The following is a 16,620-nucleotide window of genomic DNA, read 5'->3' as shown; positions in this document are numbered from 1 at the left end:
CTCCTCAATGGTGGTACTCGCCGCAGTTGACGTCCAGGCACTGCCCGGTGATGGCCCGCGCCATCGGCGAGGCCAGGAAGATCACGGCGTCGGCGATCTCGTCCGGTTCGGGCAGGCGTCGCAGGTCGATGGTCGAGGCGGTCTCGGCGTACACCTCGTCGCGCGTGATCCCGCGCTTCTCGGCGAGATATCCGAAGTACCACTTCAGCGAATCCGCCCAGATGTAGCCGGGCGCCACCGAGTTGACCCGGATGCCACGCGGCCCCAGCTCGGTCGCCAGGCTCTGCGCGAGCGCGAGCAGGCTCGCCTTCGCCATCTTGTACGGCCCGTACGGCTGCCGCGAATGCCGCAGCACCGCCGAGTTGATCACCACGACCGAGCCGCCCGCGGACTCCAGCGCGGGCAGGAACAACCTGGTCAGCCGCAGCGCCGCGATCGAGCTCGCCTCGAACCCCGCGCGCACACCGTCCAGGTCCACGTCGGCCAGGTTCGTCATCGGCGGGATCGCGAACGCGTTGTGCACCAGCGCGTCCACCCGGCCGAAAGCGTCTACAGTGGCCTCGACGAGCCGCTGGGCGTCGGTCTCGCTGGTGATGTCCGTCGGCACCGAGATCGTGCGGCGGCCCAGCTGGTCGATCTCCTTGGCGACCTCCGCCAGCCGGGACTCGGTGCGGGCCGCGAGCACCACGTCCGCGCCTGCCTTCGCGCTCTCCACCGCGATCGACCGGCCCAGCCCCGGCCCGACCCCGGACACCACGACCACCTTGTCGCGCAACAACATCAGCCCAGCATCCTCGCGGCCGTGGCGGCCTGCCGGGCCGCGATCCGGGCGGACCACTCCGCGGGGGTCACCGTCGCCTGCTCGTAGTAGGCCAGCCGGTCCGGCAGCTCGGCCACCGGCACGATCTCGACCTCCGGCCCGTCGTCCGGTTTCAGGTCACGCGACAGCCGCTGCCACCGGATCTGCACGTACCCGCGGCGATGCCCGGTGCGCTCCAGCCAGTTCGCCACGCCGGGATCGCGCTCGCTGATGACGAACCGCATCTTCCCGTCCGGGTCCACCCGCGCCTGGTCCGCGGTCAGGCTCGTCTGGTGGTTGGCGTAGTCCAGCGAGATGTACCACATGCTGCCCAGCTGGATGCCCTGGTACGGCGCGTCCGCGCAGCGCGGCACGGTCACCACCATCGCCTGGTCGTCGTCGAGGTCGTAGTGCCCGACCGAGGAGAACTGGGTGCTCAGCCCGCCGGGCGTGGCGCGCGGCTCGGTCATCGTGTTGACCGGCAGGTCGAGGTAGAACCACTTCGGGAAGGCGAGGAAGGTGTTCAGCCGGGACAGCAGGATCTTGCCCGCGACGCCGTACCGCTTGGCGAGCGTGTCCCGCGACAGCGGCGGCGGAGCCGCGCCTTCGGCGCCGGCGCGGTGGATGCGCACCATCCCCGGTCGCTCGGCGGCCCAGTCGCTGAACACTTCCCGCACGATCAGCATCGCCGAGCCCGGCCCGAGCGGGAAGCGGTTGGGGCCGCTCAGCCCGGGACCGAACCGGATCTCGAACCGGCCGTCGTCGTCGATGTCGAAGGCGCGGTCGTCGAACGCGGTGAGGCTGTCCGGCACCTCGACGGGGGAGTAGTTGCCGTTGAGCACCTGGAAACTCAGGTCGGCGGTGGTGCCGCGCCGCCCGGTGACCACGTACTCGGCGTCATCGCGCAGGTAGGAGTGGAAGTACAGGGTGTCCGGGTTGTCCAGGCCCATCTTCGTGTACGGGCCGGTGGAGCGGACGAAGAACGGGAAGTCCTTCTCGTACGCCCAGGCCATCTGCAGCGAGGCGCGGATGCTGCCGGCGAGGTAGTCCAGACCCTCCACGAGGTCGGCCTCGCTCGCGATGTGCGGTGCCTCGGTAATGATCTTCTCGGCCTCGGCGAGTGCCTCGGCGAGCGGCTGCGTGAGCACCGGCGACTCCTGGAACGTGTTCTAAGCGGACGGGACGGCCCACCGGTTCGCGGTGAGCTGGAAGCTCTTCAGGTCCGCCAGCGACAGCATCGCCTCGTAGGTGCGGACGTAACCGGTGTGCGAGATCCGCCAGACGCCGTCGGCCTCGCGCCGGTAGTGGTCGGAGTAGAAGGCGGCGCCGATGATCGCGACGTTGTGCTGGGTGGCGATCACCTGGTCCTGGAAGGCCCACGTGCCGGTGGCCGTGTCGCCGTCGACGTCGATCTCCGGCTGCGTGGCCAGGTGCACCGTGATGATCTCGGGCACCAGGCGCTCGCGCAGGAAGCCCACGATCGCGTCGCGGCCGGACAGGCGGATCGGGTCGCCGTAGGTGGGGGTGCCGTAGTCGGCGGTGGCGTCTTCGGTGAAGGTCCCGCCGATCTCGTCCCAGCGCTTCAGGTCGACGCAGCGCAGGTACGCGTGCTTGGTCCGGCGGATCGCCTCGATCGCGGCAAGGTCCATGCGCCCAGCATGCTCGCCCGGTTGACCGCTGGCAAGAACGTGTTCTAATTTTTCCGGGTGACCACGGTCTACGAGCTGTCCCACCTCGAACTGCTCGAGGCGGAGTCGGTGCACATCTTCCGCGAGGTGGCGGCCACCTTCGAGCACCCGGTGCTGCTCTTCTCCGGCGGCAAGGACTCGGTGGTCATGCTCGCGCTGGCCGCCAAGGCGTTCTGGCCCGCGCCGCTGCCGTTCCCGGTCCTGCACGTCGACACCGGCCACAACTTCGACGAGGTGATCGAGTTCCGGGACCGGGTGGTGGACCGGATGGGCCTGCGGCTGCACGTCGCCCGCGTGCAGGACGACATCGACGCCGGCCGCGTCACCGAGGACACCGGCCCGCGCGCCTCCCGCAACCGGTTGCAGACCGTCACGCTGCTGCGGGCGATCCGCGAGGGCGGGTTCGACGCGGTGTTCGGCGGCGCCCGGCGCGACGAGGAAAAGGCGCGCGCGAAGGAACGCGTCTTCAGCTTCCGCGACGAGTTCGGCCAGTGGGACCCGCGCAACCAGCGGCCGGAGCTGTGGAACCTCTACAACGGGCGGCACCGGCGCGGCGAGCACATCCGCGTGTTCCCGCTGTCGAACTGGACCGAGCTGGACATCTGGTCCTACATCGCGGCCGAGCGCATCGAACTGCCGGCGATCTACTACGCGCACCGCCGCCCGGTGGTGCAGCGCGACGGGATGTTGCTGGCGCACACCAGGTTCCTGCGCCTGCTCGACGGTGAGGAGCCGTACGAGGCGACCGTGCGGTTCCGCACCGTCGGGGACGCCACCTGCACCGGCTGCGTGGAATCCACCGCCGCGAACCCGGCGGAAGTGGTCGCCGAGGTCGCCGCGACCCGCGTCACCGAGCGCGGCGCGACCCGTGCCGACGACCGGATTTCCGAGGCAGGCATGGAGGACCGCAAGAAGGAGGGCTACTTCTGATGCCCCAGCTCCTGCGCCTGGCCACGGCCGGGAGCGTGGACGACGGCAAGTCCACGCTCATCGGGCGGCTGCTGTTCGACTCCAAGTCGCTGTTCACCGACCAGCTCGCCGCGGTGGAGCGGGCGAGCAGGCAGCGCGGCGAGGACTACCCGAACCTCGCGCTGCTCACCGACGGCCTGCGCGCCGAACGCGAGCAGGGCATCACGATCGACGTGGCCTACCGCTACTTCGCCACGCCGCGGCGGAAGTTCGTCATCGCCGACACGCCGGGCCACATCCAGTACACGCGCAACATGGTCACCGGAGCGTCCACAGCGGACCTCGCGCTCGTCCTGGTCGACGCGCGCAAGGGTGTGCTGCAGCAGTCCCGGCGGCACGCGTTCCTGGCTTCCCTGCTGGGAATCCCGCACCTGGTGCTGTGCGTGAACAAGATGGACCTGGTGGGCTGGTCACGGGAGCGGTTCGACGAGATCCGCGAGGACTTCCGCCGGTTCGCGATGAAGCTGGACGTGACCGACCTGTCGTTCATCCCGGTGTCCGCGCTGCACGGCGACAACGTGGTGCACCGTTCGGCGTCCATGCCGTGGTACGAGGGCACGTCGCTGCTGCACCACCTGGAGGAGGTGCATGTCGCCTCCGACCGCAACCTGATCGACGCGCGGCTGCCCGTGCAGTACGTGATCCGCCAGGGCGGCCGGGACTTCCGCGGCTACGCGGGGACCGTGGCCGGCGGGGTGTTCAAGCCGGGCGACGAGGTGGTCGTGCTGCCGTCCGGGTTGTCCAGCCGGGTCGCGGCGATCTGGGGGCCGGGCGGGATGCCGGTCACCGAGGCGTTCCCGCCGCAGGCCGTGACCGTGCAGCTGACCGGGGAGCTGGACGTCGGCCGCGGCGACCTGATCTGCCGCCCGGCGAACCGGCCGCACACGGGGCAGGATCTGGACGCGATGGTGTGCTGGCTCGCCGAGGCCGGTTCGCTCACCCCCGGCGCGACGTACACGATCCGGCACACCACGGCGGAGACCACGGCGGCGGTGCAGAAGCTGGACTACCGCCTCGACGTGGACACGCTGCACCGCGACGAGACCGCGAAAGCGCTTGCGCTCAACGAGATCGGCCGGGTGCAGCTGCGCACCCGGAAGCCGTTGCTGTTCGACCCGTACCGGCGCAACCGGGCCACCGGCAGCTTCATCCTGGTCGACGACACGACCGGGAACACCGTGGCGGCGGGCATGATCACCGGCCCCGCGCTGCCCGCGTCCCGGGTGGTGTGGCACGCGGCGGCGGTGGGCCGGGAGGAACGCGCCACGCGCGGGCTGACGGTGTGGCTGACCGGGCTGTCGGCGTCGGGGAAGTCGACGATCGCGGTCGAGCTGGAGCGGCGGCTGGTCGCGGCGGGCCGCCCGGCCTACCTGCTGGACGGGGACAACCTGCGGCACGGGCTGAACGCCGACCTCGGGTTCGGCGCCGCGGACCGCGCGGAGAACGTGCGGCGCGTCGGCGAGGTGGCGCGCCTGTTCGCCGACGCCGGGGTGGTGGCGGTCGCGTCGCTGATCAGCCCCTACCGGGCGGACCGGGACCGCGTGCGGGAGGTGCACGAGCGGGCCGGGCTGCCGTTCCTGGAGGTGTTCGTGGACACGCCGCTGGAGGTGTGCGAGGCCCGGGACCCGAAGGGGATGTACGCGAAGGCGCGGGCGGGGGAGATCCGCGGGTTCACCGGTGTCGACGACCCCTACGAGGCGCCGGTCTCGCCGGACCTGGTGCTGCGGCCGGACGATCCCGATCCGGCCGCGCGGATCCTGACCCTGCTGAACCGGAGTGCGCTGTGGGAGTGAACCAACGGGCCCAGATCACGATGACCGCCGCGGAGATCGCGGAGTTCGTCGCGACGAGCCGGACGGCGACGATCGCGACCCTCGGCGCGGACGGCACACCGCACCTGGTCGCGATGTGGTTCGCCGTGCTGGACGGGACGATCTGGCTGGAGACGAAGGCCAAGTCGCAGAAGGCGGTCAACCTGCGCCGCGACCCGCGCATCACGGTGCTGGTGGAGGACGGGCTGACCTACGACGCGTTGCGTGGCGTGTCGATCGAGGGGCGCGGCGTGATCAGCGAGGACCCGGACGAGATCTGGGCGGTCGGGGTCAACGTGTTCGAGCGCTACTACGGGCCGTACTCGGCGGAGCTGCGGCCCGCGGTGGAGATGATGCTGAACAAGCGGGTGGTGGTGCGGGTCGACCCGGTGCGGGTGCGGTCGTGGGACCACCGCAAGCTCGGGCTGGACCCGATGCCGCTCGGCGGGTCGACGGCGCCGTAGGCCTCAGCCGAGCAGCTTGCCGCGCAGCTCGGCCACGTCGGCCGCGTCGAAGCCGTGCGCGTCCAGCCACCCCACCACGCCTCCGAAACGCCGGTCGACCTCGCCGAGGAACAGCGACATCGTCTCCGGCTTGGGGCGGTGGTCGTCGTCGTCCGGGCGCTTGTCCAGGTCCGGCGCGTAGGTGGGGGAGGCGCGCAGCCGGTCCAGGATCGCGTGGATCCGCTCGCCGCTGGCGGCGTAGTCGGCGATCACCGCGTCCCGCCGCACCCCGGCGACCGTGAGCGCGAACGCGGTCACCACGCCGGTCCGGTCCTTGCCCGCCGCGCAGTGCACCAGCGCCGCGCCCGGCGCGCCGGCGATCGTGCGCAGCGCGCCGACGATGCTCTCCGGCCGGTCTTCCAGGTAACCCAGGTACAGCGCGGTCATCACGTCGTCGGGGAACCGCTCGATCGTCCGCTGCCGCCGCTTCAGGTACAGGGCGTCACTGATGTCGTCGGCGGTCGCGTCGGTGGTGCCGCCGCTCTCCGGCAGGACCGAGTAGTGGTGGTGCCGCACCGACTCGACGCTGGTCAGCGGCCCCGGGCCCTCCTTGGTCACCTCGGGGGTGCCGCGCAGGTCGACCACCGTCGTCAGGCCGAAGTCGTCGACCAGGACCTTGATGTCGCGTGGCGTCAGACCCTGCAGGTTGTCCGACCGCAGCAGCCGCCGCTCCGCGACCGCGCCGCCGTCCTCGGTCGGCAGGCCGCCGACGTCGCGGGCGTTGACCGCCCCCTCCAGTTCGAGCCAGTGCATGACCCCATGGTTCACCGCGCCGCCGATCCCGCCAAGGGCCGCGCGCGGTCGCCGGGTCCGGCGGGCGCGGGGAGCGTGCCGGTGACACCGCGCCGCAGCAACCACCGCCACCAGCCCAGCATGCCGATGTGCAAGGCGATCAGGTGCCCGGCGAACGTGACGATCCCGCCCAGTGTCCCGGGCCCGTCTATGAGGTAGATCACGACGATCCCGGCCTCGATCGCGGGGACGGCCCACATCCGGAACCGCCGCGCCAGCACCGGCACGAGCGCGCCGGCGGTGGCGAAGAACCCGTAGCTGACCCCGATGTCGAGCCAGCGGCTGTCGGTGGCGGGCAGCAACCCCTCGGCGAGCGCCCACATGACCGGCAGCTCGGTCGCCAGCGTCGCGAGCACGTGCCCGCTCGCGAAGACCGCGCACGTCCACCCCGCCCCGATCCGGCGCTCCAGCGGGGCGACGGCGAACGTGAAGATGATCACGTACACGAGCCAGCCGTCGTCGCCGAGCCACAGCGCGCTGCTGACCAGGCTCATCACCGGCCGGTGCCACAGGTTGTGCGCGTCGGTGCTGGCCAGCCCCAGCAGGCGCGCCGAGAGCGTCTCGCCGAGCAGGCGCTGCAGCGCGGTGGTGGCCAGCAGCACCACGAGGTACCAGAACGTGAACGGGGTGTTCACGGGGCTGGGCAGCAACCTGGTCACGTTCGCAGTTTTCCCGCACACGCTGTGAAAACACTGTGACCACCCGTCCGGGTCAGCGTGGCGGTCCGTCGAGCAGCTGCCCGGCGAGGTGCACGACCTGCTCCGGCCGCGCGAACGGGGCTGCGACGGCGATGCGGGTGCTGCGGCCGCGCTCCACGAACAGCGGCGGCGCCCGGCGAAAACACTGTGACCACCCGATCGATGGTCGGTTAGCGTCCGGGCATGCGCACAGCCTTCGGAGCCGAGTTCGACGTCCCCGCCGGATACCTCAACACCCCGAGCATCGGGATCCCGCCCGCGGCGGTGGCCGACGCGGTGGCGGCGTCCGTCGAGGCCTGGCGCGCCGGCGCCCACCAGCCCGGCGACTTCGACCCGCTCGTCGCGCGGGCCCGGGAGTCCTTCGCGCGGCTCGTCGGCGTGCCCGCGGACCGGATCGCCATCGGCGCCGCCGTGTCGCAGCTGCTCGCGAGCGTCGCGGCCGGGCTGCCCGACGGCGCCCGCGTGCTGACCGCCGAGGGGGAGTTCACCAGCGCGACGTTCCCGTTCGCCGCCCGCGGCGCGCGCGTCACCGAGGTCCCGGTCGCCGAGCTGCCCGGCGCCGTCCGCGGCCACGACCTGGTGGTCGTGAGCGTCGCGCAGTCCAGGGACGGCGCGCTGGTGGACCTGGACGCCCTGCGCGCGGAATCCGAAGCCGCGGGCGTCCCGGTCGCCCTCGACGCGACCCAGGCCGCCGGCTGGCTGCCGCTGGACCTGGAGTGGGCCGACTGGGTGGTGGCCGCGGGCTACAAGTGGCTGATGTCCCCGCGCGGCTGCGCCTGGCTCGCCGTGCACCCGCGCGCCGCCGGGCGCACGGTGCCCGTCGCCGCCAACTGGTACGCGGGCGAGGACCCGTGGCAGGCCACCTACGGCATGCCGTTGCGCCTGGCCGAGGGACCGCGCCGGTTCGACGTGTCGCCGGTGTGGTTCGCGCACGCCGGCGCGGCGGTGGCGTTGCCGTACCTGGCTTCGCTGGACCTGACCGCGGTCCGCGCCCACGACGTCAAACTGGCCGACACCCTGCTCACCAGGCTCGGCCTGCCGGAACGAGGCAGCGCGATCGTGTCGCTGGACGCCGATCCGGCCGCGCTCGCCCGCGCCGGGGTCACGGCCAGCGTGCGCGCGGGCCGGGCGCGCGTCGGCTTCCACCTCTACAACACCGAGGACGACGTCGAACGGGTTGTGGACGCGTTGCGGTGAGTCACCCGGCCGAGTGAGCTACGGTGTCCCCCCGTGGTTGGTGCGCAGTTCACTCCCGGCCGCGGCGACACCGCGCCGCTGCCCCGGATCCCCGCCGAACCGCCGTCCCGGCGCGCGGGCGGCCCGCTGCTCAAGGCCGCCGGGCTGGTGGCGGTGGCGGTCGTGGCGGGACTCGTCTGGTGGCTGGTCCGCGGCGGCTCCTCCGACGAGGCCCCGCCGTCGGCCCAGTCGCAGGCCAAGGAGTTCCAGTTCGTGGTCAGCGACGGCCCGGTGGCCGCGACCGACTGCGCCGCGAACTCCTACTCGCAGGTGAAGCAGTTCTTCACGCAGCACCCGTGCCAGCGGCTGTCCCGCGCCCTCTACACGACCAGCAGCGGGGCCTCCCGGGCGCTGGTGTCGGTCGCGGTCGTGACCATGTCCACCCCGGAGGACGCGCAGCAGCTGAAGAAGCTCGCCGACACCGACGGCACCGGCAACGTGAACGACCTGGTGCGCGACGGCACCGCGAAGATCCCCGGCGCACCGAAACTCGCCGACGGCGACTACCTGTCCCGCGTCACCGGCGCCTCGGTGACCATCGTGCTGTCCGCCTTCTTCGACGGGCACGCCGACGAGGCCACGCTGCAGCGCATCAGCAAGGAGGCGCTGGACCTCGCGCCGGGCGCCTAACCGGCGTTGCGCAGGTAGGCGACCAGCGAGTCGATCAGCAGGAACGGCGGCTTGCCCAGCGCGGGGATCTCCGGTGACGGCGGGAGCCGCTCACCCGCGACGACCAGTTCCTTCGAGCTCTGCAGGAACACCGGCTGGTGTCCCTCGTCCAGGACGAACATCACCGCGGTGTGGTCGACCAGCCGGGCGATCGTCGTGCCGGTGATGCCGGGCCGCGAGCCGGTGAACCGGGCGCCGGTGCCGAGGTAGACGCCGCGGCGGCCGGGGTCGGCGTCCCGCCAGCCCTGGTCGGCGCCGGGCACCAGGCGCGGATCGCCGTGGGCGGACTGGAGCTCGCTCAGCGCCCGGCCCTGCACCTGCGGCAACGGCTCGTCGACGAGCGGCTGGGCGACCTCGTACAGCGCGTAGCGGCTGCCGCCGGGCTCGGGCGGGATCAGGAACAGGTGCAGCACGACGAACTCGCCGGGCCGCCCGTGCGGCATCCGGATCAGCTGGCGCAGCAGCAGGCCGCGCAGGCGGGCGGCGCCGTCTTCGGACAGGCCGGCCAGGGTGCGGGTCAGGGTCAGCAAAGGGGCGTCCTCGGGCGTCGAACGTGTCCGGGGAAGGTTATGTCGTCACGCGCCGTGGCGCGCCCCCAGTCAGCCTTGGGCGGCCGAGCCGGGCAGCACGATCGCCGTCGGCTGCTCGCCCGCCGCCTCGCGCCAGCGGGTGCCGCGCCGCGCCGAGGCGAGCAGCGCCTTCAGCGCCACGTCCCGCAGCGCCGCGTCGTCGGTCTGCTCCAGCACGCCCCGCCAGGCCGTGGCGGCGTCGGCCTCCGCGGTGGCGACCACGCTCTTCGCCGACGTCGCGTCCGTGACCGGTCGCGGCGGGAGGTAGGCGGGCTCGGCCACCCCCGGCTCCACGCCCGCGGCGGTCAGCATCCGCACGCACGCGTCGCGGCGGTCCTGGTGCTCGGCGGTGCCGTCGGCGACCCCGGCGGTGTAGTTGCCCGGCAGGAACGCGCTGACCAGCCCGTAGATCCACAGGGCCGCGTGCTCGGCCGACAGGGCCTGCTGCACCGGCCCGACCGACTCCGGCGGGATCGCCGACGCCGTCGCGGTCACCTGGCCCGGCTCGGCGCCCGGCCCCAGCTTGGTCCCGACCTGCTGCAGCCCGGCGCAGCCGCCCGCGACGGCGGCCACCAGCCCGGCCCGGTACCGCGGCAGCCCGCCGACCAGGGCCTCGGCCTGCTGACGGGCGGTCGCCAGCCGCTGCTTCAGCCCCGCCATGCCCTGCTCGGCCGGCACGACGGCGCTCGCCTGCGACTTCGGCCGGTTGAGCCGGTCCACTTCGGACTGCAGGGCCCGCGCGTGCGCGGCGCGCGCCGCCGAGTACTGGCGCGCCACGTCCGCGTCGGCGGACGCGGACGCGGCCACGGCGTCGGCCGCGGCGGCGTCGGCGCGGGCCTGCTCGGCCAGCAGGGCCAGCGGATCCGGTTCGTCGGAGTAGCCGGTTGCGCACGCGGCGAGGGGCGCGGCCAGTGCCGCGAGCGCGCTCGCGCGCAGGACGTCACGACGGGTACGGGGTCTCACGTGCGCCCATCCTGCCAGGGGACCGGTGACCACGGGCGGTGACCGGGGCCAACAAGATAAGCTTGTCCCTCACCGACCGACAGCACACCAAACAGGAGAGCGCCAAGGTGCCTGGAGAACTCGCCGCCCGGCTCGAGCCGATCGTGGCCGAAGCCGTGTCCGGCGCGGGTTTCGACCTCGACGCGCTCGACGTCCAGCAGGCGGGCCGCCGCAAGCTCGTCAAGGTCGTCGTCGATTCCGACGACGGCGTGGGACTCGACGAGGTCGCCGACGTCAGCCGCGCCGTCTCGGCCGCGCTGGACGAGAACGAGCAGCTGATCGCGGGCGCCTACACGCTCGAAGTGACCTCGCCCGGCGTCGACCGCCCGCTGACCCGCCCCCGCCACTGGCGCCGCTCGCGGTTCCGCCTCGTGCGGATCACGCCGCGGGAGGGCGCCGAGTACGTGGGCCGCGTCGGGCACGCGGGCGAGGACTCGGTGCGGGTGCTGGTGGACGGTGCGGTCCGGGACGTGCCCTACGCCGACGTGGCCAAGGCCGTGATCGAGATCGAGTTCAGGCAACCACCGACCGAGGAGCTGAAGCTGCTCGACCAGGACGCCTCGGAGCACAACGCAGGCGAGCCGGAGGAGGATCCGAAGTGAACGTGGACATCGCGGCCCTGCGCGCGATCGAGCGGGACAAGGACATCCCCTTCGAAACGGTCATCGAGGCCATCGAGACCGCGCTGCTGACGGCCTACAAGCACACCGAGGGGCACCAGCCGCACGCCCGCATCGACATCGACCGCAAGACCGGCGTCGTGCGCGTCCTCGCGCACACGCTGGACGAGAACGGCGAAGTGGACGAGGAGTGGGACGACACCCCCGAGGGCTTCGGCCGCATCGCGGCGACCACCGCGCGGCAGGTCATCCTGCAGCGCCTCCGCGACGCCGAGCACGAGAAGACCTACGGCGAGTTCTCCACCCGCGAGGGCGAGATCGTCGCCGGCGTGATCCAGCGTGACGCGCGGGCCAACGCCCGCGGCATGGTGATCGTGCAGGTCGGCGACACCGAGGGGGTGATTCCCCCCGGCGAGCAGGTGGCCGGCGAGCGGTACGAGCACGGCGAGCGCATCAAGGCGTATGTGGTCACCGTGTCGCGCAGCGCCCGCGGCCCGTCGATCACGCTGTCGCGCACCCACCCGAACCTGGTGCGCAAGCTGTTCGCGCTGGAGGTCCCGGAGATCGCCGACGGCACCGTCGAGATCGCCGCGGTCGCCCGCGAGTCCGGGCACCGCACCAAGATCGCCGTCCGGTCCACCGTGCCGGGCGTCAACGCGAAGGGCGCCTGCATCGGCCCGATGGGTCAGCGGGTGCGCAACGTGATGAGCGAGCTCGGGGGTGAGAAGATCGACATCGTCGACTACTCCGAGGATCCGGCTCGCTTCGTCGGGAATGCGCTGAGCCCCGCCAAGGTTGTTTCGGTACGGGTGGTGGACGAGCGTGCGAAGACGGCCCGCGTGGTGGTGCCGGACTTCCAGCTGTCCCTGGCCATCGGCAAGGAGGGCCAGAACGCCCGCCTGGCCGCCCGGCTGACCGGCTGGCGGATCGACATCCGCAGCGACGCGGCGGCCTCCGAGGAGGACGCCACGCCCGCAGCGACAACCGGTTCGGCTGAGTGACGGGCCAGGAGTTAAACTCGACGGTGGTGCGGAGCTCGCGCTCGGGTACCGCATGCTCGGAGCACCGGGGCGACACCCCGGTGCGGACGTGCGTGGGGTGCAAGAAGCGGGCTCCCGTCGGTGAACTACTGCGAGTGGTCGCGCTGGACGGGCGGCTGGTCGCCGACACGCGTCGGCGGCTGCCGGGGCGGGGTGCCTGGTTGCACCCCGGGCCGGAGTGCCTGGCCAAGGCCGAGCGGCGGCGGGCGTTCCCCAGGGCCCTGAGGGTCCACGGGACGCTCGACGTGGCGGAGCTGCGCGAGCGCCTGGGGCAGGTCACCGGGAAGCATGGACAGGGGAGCGTCCCCGGTCCGGATGGAACGAAGGAAGCAGGTCGACCCGTCATGAGTCAGCCGTGAAGCTGAAGCCATGAACGCGCGACGATAGGACGAGGTCGAGCGGGTTTTGCCGCCCGGCCTCACCAGTTGAGGAGAGCAGTGGCAGGCAAGGCCCGTGTGCACGAGCTCGCGAAGGAGCTCGGGGTTACGAGCAAGGAAGTTCTCGCCAAGCTGAAGGAGCAGGGCGAGTTCGTGAAGTCGGCGTCGTCGACCGTCGAGGCACCCGTTGCCCGGCGGCTGCGTGACGCCTTCGTCACCAAGGACAGCAAGCCCGCCGGCCGGTCCGGCGGCGCCCGGCCGGGACCGCCGGCCGGGAACGGCAACGGCGCGGCGCCCAAGCCCGGCGCGCCGCGTCAGCAGCAGCCGCAGGCGCGCCCGGTCCCGGGCGCCAAGCCCGGTCCGCGCCCCGGCCCGCAGCAGCAGGCCCCGGCGCCCCAGGCCCCGTCGCCTCAGGCCTCCGCGCCGCAGGCCCCCGCGCCCCAGGCGCCGGCCCCGCAGCAGCAGCGTCCGGCCCAGCAGCCGGCTCCGCAGCAGCAGGCCCCGGCCGCGAAGGCGCAGCCCCAGGCACCCAAGCCCCCGGCGCCGCGTCCCGGCGCGGGTGGCTCCGGCCAGTCCGGCTCGGTGGTGCCGCCCAAGCCGCAGGGTCCCAAGCCCGGGCCGAAGCCCGGTCCGCGCGCCCCGCGGCCCGGCAACAACCCGTTCGGTGTCGGCCAGGGCGCTCCGGCGCCGCGTCCGCCGGCACGTCCCGGCGGCCAGGGCGGCGAGCGCCCGGCCGAGCGGTCCGGCGGCGGTGACCGTCCGGCTCCGCGTCCCGGTGGCGGCGCCCGCCCGAACCCGGGCAACATGCCGCCGCGCCCGAACCCGGGCATGATGCCCGGCCGCGTGCAGCGGCCCGGCGGCGGTCCCGGCGGCGCGGGCCGTGGTGGTCCCGGTGGCGGCCGCGGTGGCGCGGGCGCGGGCCGTGGCGGACCCGGTGGTCCCCGCGGCGGCGGCGCTCCGCGTGGCGGTCCCGGCGGCGGTGGCGGCGGTTTCCGCCCCGGTGGTGGCGGTGGCGCCCCCGCCGGCGGTGGCTTCCGCGGTGGCGGCGGCGGTCGTGGCGGCGGCGGTGGCCGCGGCGGCACGGCCGGTGCCTTCGGCCGTCCGGGTGGACCCTCGCGCAAGGGCCGCAAGTCGAAGCGGCAGAAGCGCCAGGAGTACATGGAGAACATGCAGGCGCCGTCGGTCGGTGGCATCCGGCTGCCCAAGGGCAGTGGCGAGACCATCCGGCTGCCGCGCGGCGCCTCGCTGACCGATTTCGCGGAGAAGATCGACGCGAACCCGGCCTCGCTCGTGCAGGTGCTGTTCCACCTGGGTGAGATGGTCACCGCGACGCAGTCCGTCTCGGACGAGGTGCTGGAGCTCCTCGGCTCGGAGATGAACTACAACGTCCAGGTCGTCTCCCCCGAGGAGGAGGACCGGGAGCTGCTGGAGACCTTCGACATCACCTACGGTGAGGACGAGGGCGGCGAGGAGGACCTGCAGGTCCGCCCGCCGGTGGTGACCGTCATGGGTCACGTCGACCACGGTAAGACGCGCCTGCTCGACACCATCCGCAAGACGCGGGTGCACGAGCGGGAGGCCGGCGGCATCACCCAGCACATCGGCGCCTACCAGGTCGAGACCGAGCTCGAGGGCAACCCGCGCCTGATCACCTTCATCGACACCCCGGGTCACGAGGCGTTCACCGCCATGCGTGCCCGTGGTGCGAACTCCACCGACATCGCGGTGATCGTGGTCGCCGCGGACGACGGCGTCATGCCGCAGACGGTGGAGGCGATCAACCACGCCCAGGCGGCCAAGGCGCCGATCGTGGTCGCGGTCAACAAGATCGACAAGGAAGGCGCGAACCCGGACAAGATCCGCCAGCAGCTCACCGAGTACAACCTCGTGGCGGAGGAGTACGGCGGCGACACCATGTTCGTCGACATCTCCGCCCGCGAGAACATCAACATCGACGGGCTGCTCGAGGCGATCCTGCTGACCGCGGACGCCACCCTGGACCTCCGGGCCAACCCGGACATGCCGGCCCAGGGTGTCGCGATCGAGGCGCACCTCGACCGCGGCCGCGGCCCGGTGGCCACCGTGCTGGTCCAGCGCGGCACCCTGCGGGTCGGCGACTCGGTCGTCGCCGGCGACGCGTACGGCCGCGTGCGGCGGATGGTCGACGAGTACAACGAGGACGTCACCGAGGCGCTGCCCTCGCGTCCGGTCCAGGTCATCGGCTTCACGTCGGTGCCTGGCGCGGGCGACACGTTCCTCGTCGTCGAGGAGGACCGGGTGGCCCGGCAGATCGCCGAGCGCCGCCAGGCCCGCATCCGCAACGCGCAGAACGCCGCGAAGCGCAAGCGCGTCAGCCTGGAGGACCTGGACTCCGCGCTGAAGGAGACCAACAGCCTCAACCTGATCATCAAGGGTGACAACTCCGGTACGGTCGAGGCTCTGGAAGCGTCGCTCATGCAGCTGGACGTCGGCGACGAGGTCGAGCTGAACGTGGTCCACCGCGGCGTCGGTGGTGTCACCGAGAGCGACATCGACCTGGCGACGGCCTCCGACGCGATCGTCCTGGGCTTCAACGTGCGGGCCGAGGGCAAGGCGACCGAGCGGGCCAACCGCGAGGGCGTCGACGTCCGGTACTACACGGTGATCTACCAGGCGATCGACGAGATCGAGCAGGCCCTCAAGGGCATGCTCAAGCCGGAGTACGAAGAGGTCGAGCTGGGCCGCGCCGAGGTCCGGGAGGTCTTCAAGTCCTCCAAGTTCGGCACCATCGCCGGTTGCCTCGTGCAGTCCGGGGAGATCCGCCGCAACGCGAAGGCGCGTCTCCTGCGGGACAACGTGGTCGTCGCCGAAAACCTGCCGGTCAGCTCGCTGCGGCGGTTCAAGGACGACGTGGTCGAGGTCCGCGAGGGCTACGAGTGCGGTCTGACGCTCGGGTCCTACAGCGACATCAAGGTCGACGACGTCATCGAGACCTACGAGCAGCGCGAGAAGCCGCGCGTCTGAGTCGGGTAGTGGTTCGCGGGGCCGGTCTGGTGACCGGCCCCGCGTCCTCACCTGGGACAGGGAACCGATGTACGTAGGTGCGCTCGAGCTCGACGTCCTGTTCGGTGACGTCCATTCGCTGAAGCAGAAGCGGTCGCTGGTGCGGCCGCTGATCGCCGAGGTCCGCCGCAGGTTCGAGGTGTCGGTCGCCGAGGCAGGCCACCTCGACCTGCACCGCAGAGCCCTGATCGGGGTGGCGGTGGTGGCGGCCGACGGTGCACATGTTCGTGACGTGCTCGACGGCTGTGAGCGGCTGGTGGCGCAGCGCCCCGAGTTGGAGCTGCTCTCCGCCCACCGCCGCTTCGTCGGGCCAGAAGACTAAGGGGAGTGCGTGATGGCCGATCCGGCTCGCGCCCGCAGGCTGTCCAAACGGATTTCGCAGATCGTGGCGTCGGCGATCGAGCACGAGATCAAGGACCCGCGGTTGAAGAACGTGACGATCACCGACGCGAAGATCACCGCGGACCTGCACGACGCGACCGTGTACTACACGGTGCTGGGGGAGAACCTCGAGTCGAAGCCGGACTTCCCGGGCGCGGCCGCCGCGCTGGAGTCGGCGCGGGGCGTGCTGCGCAGCCGCGTCGGGCAGGGCACCGGGGTGCGGTTCACGCCGACGCTGACGTTCGTCGCGGACACCATCCCGGACGAGGCCCGGCACATCGAGGACCTGCTGGCGAAGGCGCGCGAGGCCGACGCCGAACTGGCCCGGCGCGCGGCCGCCGCGCAGCACGCCGGCGACCCGGACCCGTACAAGCAGCCCCGCGAAGCCGACGAGGACGACTCCGACGAGGAGTAACCGCGTGGG

18 protein-coding genes are annotated in these 16,620 nt (G+C 72.5%); 11 read left to right on the top strand and 7 right to left on the bottom strand.

Annotation, left to right across the window (positions count from 1 at the left end):
- Window positions 1-4: 4 nt before the first annotated feature.
- The 3 genes from AMYTH_RS0114675 to AMYTH_RS0114665 are packed head-to-tail and all read right to left on the bottom strand — an operon-like array spanning window position 5 to window position 2,448.
- Window positions 5-781 (bottom strand): SDR family oxidoreductase, encoded by a 777-nt coding sequence (locus AMYTH_RS0114675; RefSeq protein ID WP_027930961.1) that lies wholly within the window; start codon window positions 779-781, stop codon window positions 5-7.
- Window positions 781-1,947, bottom strand: coding sequence for a hypothetical protein (locus AMYTH_RS0114670; protein WP_027930960.1), 1,167 nt, complete (start codon window positions 1,945-1,947; stop codon window positions 781-783). The genes AMYTH_RS0114675 and AMYTH_RS0114670 overlap by 1 nt, the downstream gene beginning before the upstream one ends.
- A 21-nt stretch (window positions 1,948-1,968) precedes the next feature.
- Window positions 1,969-2,448: a nuclear transport factor 2 family protein gene (locus AMYTH_RS0114665; RefSeq protein ID WP_027930959.1), complete on the bottom strand. Its 480-nt coding sequence runs from the start codon at window positions 2,446-2,448 to the stop codon at window positions 1,969-1,971.
- A 57-nt stretch (window positions 2,449-2,505) separates the two neighbouring features.
- Here AMYTH_RS0114665 and cysD point away from each other — a divergent pair, with 57 nt between their 5' ends.
- From cysD to AMYTH_RS0114650, 3 genes are read left to right on the top strand one after another with little or no spacing between them, the layout of a single operon-like run.
- Window positions 2,506-3,417: a sulfate adenylyltransferase subunit CysD gene (gene cysD / locus AMYTH_RS0114660; protein WP_027930958.1), complete on the top strand. Its 912-nt coding sequence runs from the start codon at window positions 2,506-2,508 to the stop codon at window positions 3,415-3,417.
- The gene (gene cysC / locus AMYTH_RS0114655) at window positions 3,417-5,249 is read left to right on the top strand and encodes an adenylyl-sulfate kinase (protein WP_027930957.1); all 1,833 of its coding nucleotides are present in this window, start codon (window positions 3,417-3,419) and stop codon (window positions 5,247-5,249) included. Before cysD ends, cysC begins: the two co-directional genes overlap by 1 nt.
- On the top strand, window positions 5,246-5,731 hold the full coding sequence (locus tag AMYTH_RS0114650) for a pyridoxamine 5'-phosphate oxidase family protein (protein ID WP_228684761.1): 486 nt from the start codon (window positions 5,246-5,248) through the stop codon (window positions 5,729-5,731). Before cysC ends, AMYTH_RS0114650 begins: the two co-directional genes overlap by 4 nt.
- Before the next feature lie 3 nt (window positions 5,732-5,734).
- On the opposite strand, the gene AMYTH_RS0114645 is transcribed toward AMYTH_RS0114650, so the two are convergent.
- Together AMYTH_RS0114645 and AMYTH_RS44835 are read right to left on the bottom strand one after the other, a co-directional pair.
- Window positions 5,735-6,523 carry a tyrosine-protein phosphatase gene (locus AMYTH_RS0114645; RefSeq protein ID WP_027930955.1) on the bottom strand — a complete coding sequence of 263 codons (789 nt, stop codon included), beginning with the start codon at window positions 6,521-6,523 and terminating at the stop codon, window positions 5,735-5,737.
- A gap of 11 nt (window positions 6,524-6,534) precedes the next feature.
- Complete coding sequence (locus AMYTH_RS44835) at window positions 6,535-7,221, bottom strand: rhomboid-like protein (protein ID WP_228684759.1); 687 nt, start codon at window positions 7,219-7,221, stop codon at window positions 6,535-6,537.
- Window positions 7,222-7,443: 222 nt separating this feature from the next.
- Here AMYTH_RS44835 and AMYTH_RS0114635 point away from each other — a divergent pair, with 222 nt between their 5' ends.
- Together AMYTH_RS0114635 and AMYTH_RS0114630 are read left to right on the top strand one after the other, a co-directional pair.
- The gene (locus AMYTH_RS0114635; protein ID WP_027930954.1) at window positions 7,444-8,457 is read left to right on the top strand and encodes an aminotransferase class V-fold PLP-dependent enzyme; all 1,014 of its coding nucleotides are present in this window, start codon (window positions 7,444-7,446) and stop codon (window positions 8,455-8,457) included.
- A 33-nt stretch (window positions 8,458-8,490) separates the two neighbouring features.
- Window positions 8,491-9,126, top strand: a complete 636-nt coding sequence (locus AMYTH_RS0114630) for a hypothetical protein (protein WP_027930953.1) — start codon at window positions 8,491-8,493, stop codon at window positions 9,124-9,126.
- Here AMYTH_RS0114630 and AMYTH_RS0114625 read toward each other — a convergent pair.
- Together AMYTH_RS0114625 and AMYTH_RS0114620 are read right to left on the bottom strand one after the other, a co-directional pair.
- A complete protein-coding gene (locus AMYTH_RS0114625) occupies window positions 9,123-9,695 on the bottom strand; it encodes a hypothetical protein (RefSeq protein WP_017981749.1) in 573 nt (190 codons plus the stop codon). The two genes, AMYTH_RS0114630 and AMYTH_RS0114625, sit on opposite strands and share 4 nt — an antisense overlap.
- A 69-nt stretch (window positions 9,696-9,764) precedes the next feature.
- Entirely contained in the window at window positions 9,765-10,697 is a 933-nt protein-coding gene (locus AMYTH_RS0114620; RefSeq protein ID WP_027930952.1) for a ferritin-like domain-containing protein, read from the bottom strand.
- 107 nt (window positions 10,698-10,804) lie between these two features.
- Here AMYTH_RS0114620 and rimP point away from each other — a divergent pair, with 107 nt between their 5' ends.
- The 6 genes from rimP (at window position 10,805) to rbfA (ending at window position 16,611) form a co-directional block, all read left to right on the top strand.
- Complete coding sequence (gene rimP, locus AMYTH_RS0114615; protein WP_027930951.1) at window positions 10,805-11,338, top strand: ribosome maturation factor RimP; 534 nt, start codon at window positions 10,805-10,807, stop codon at window positions 11,336-11,338.
- A complete protein-coding gene (gene nusA / locus AMYTH_RS0114610) occupies window positions 11,335-12,357 on the top strand; it encodes a transcription termination factor NusA (protein WP_027930950.1) in 1,023 nt (340 codons plus the stop codon). Before rimP ends, nusA begins: the two co-directional genes overlap by 4 nt.
- Window positions 12,354-12,755 (top strand): YlxR family protein, encoded by a 402-nt coding sequence (locus tag AMYTH_RS0114605; RefSeq protein ID WP_323807231.1) that lies wholly within the window; start codon window positions 12,354-12,356, stop codon window positions 12,753-12,755. The genes nusA and AMYTH_RS0114605 overlap by 4 nt, the downstream gene beginning before the upstream one ends.
- Before the next feature lie 78 nt (window positions 12,756-12,833).
- Window positions 12,834-15,776, top strand: a complete 2,943-nt coding sequence (gene infB / locus AMYTH_RS0114600) for a translation initiation factor IF-2 (protein WP_037322541.1) — start codon at window positions 12,834-12,836, stop codon at window positions 15,774-15,776.
- A 67-nt stretch (window positions 15,777-15,843) separates the two neighbouring features.
- The gene (locus AMYTH_RS0114595; protein WP_017981754.1) at window positions 15,844-16,137 is read left to right on the top strand and encodes a DUF503 domain-containing protein; all 294 of its coding nucleotides are present in this window, start codon (window positions 15,844-15,846) and stop codon (window positions 16,135-16,137) included.
- A 12-nt stretch (window positions 16,138-16,149) separates the two neighbouring features.
- On the top strand, window positions 16,150-16,611 hold the full coding sequence (gene rbfA / locus AMYTH_RS0114590) for a 30S ribosome-binding factor RbfA (RefSeq protein ID WP_027930947.1): 462 nt from the start codon (window positions 16,150-16,152) through the stop codon (window positions 16,609-16,611).
- Window positions 16,612-16,620: the final 9 nt, after the last annotated feature.

Origin of the sequence: Amycolatopsis thermoflava N1165 (assembly GCF_000473265.1) — a bacterium.
Classification (GTDB): domain Bacteria; phylum Actinomycetota; class Actinomycetes; order Mycobacteriales; family Pseudonocardiaceae; genus Amycolatopsis_E; species Amycolatopsis_E thermoflava.
The sequence above is the reverse complement of the archived record's forward strand: the minus strand, read 5'-3'. Positions and strand labels throughout refer to the sequence as shown.

Excerpts from the sequence above, each read along its gene's own strand:
- AMYTH_RS0114675 (WP_027930961.1), bottom strand. The coding sequence starts at position 781 with ATGTTGTTGCGCGACAAGGTGGTCGTGGTGTCCGGGGTCGGGCCGGGG.
- AMYTH_RS0114665 (WP_027930959.1), bottom strand. The coding sequence starts at position 2,448 with ATGGACCTTGCCGCGATCGAGGCGATCCGCCGGACCAAGCACGCGTAC.
- cysC (WP_027930957.1), top strand. The coding sequence starts at position 3,417 with ATGCCCCAGCTCCTGCGCCTGGCCACGGCCGGGAGCGTGGACGACGGC.
- AMYTH_RS0114645 (WP_027930955.1), bottom strand. The coding sequence starts at position 6,523 with ATGCACTGGCTCGAACTGGAGGGGGCGGTCAACGCCCGCGACGTCGGC.
- AMYTH_RS0114635 (WP_027930954.1), top strand. The coding sequence starts at position 7,444 with ATGCGCACAGCCTTCGGAGCCGAGTTCGACGTCCCCGCCGGATACCTC.
- AMYTH_RS0114595 (WP_017981754.1), top strand. The coding sequence starts at position 15,844 with ATGTACGTAGGTGCGCTCGAGCTCGACGTCCTGTTCGGTGACGTCCAT.
- rbfA (WP_027930947.1), top strand. The coding sequence starts at position 16,150 with ATGGCCGATCCGGCTCGCGCCCGCAGGCTGTCCAAACGGATTTCGCAG.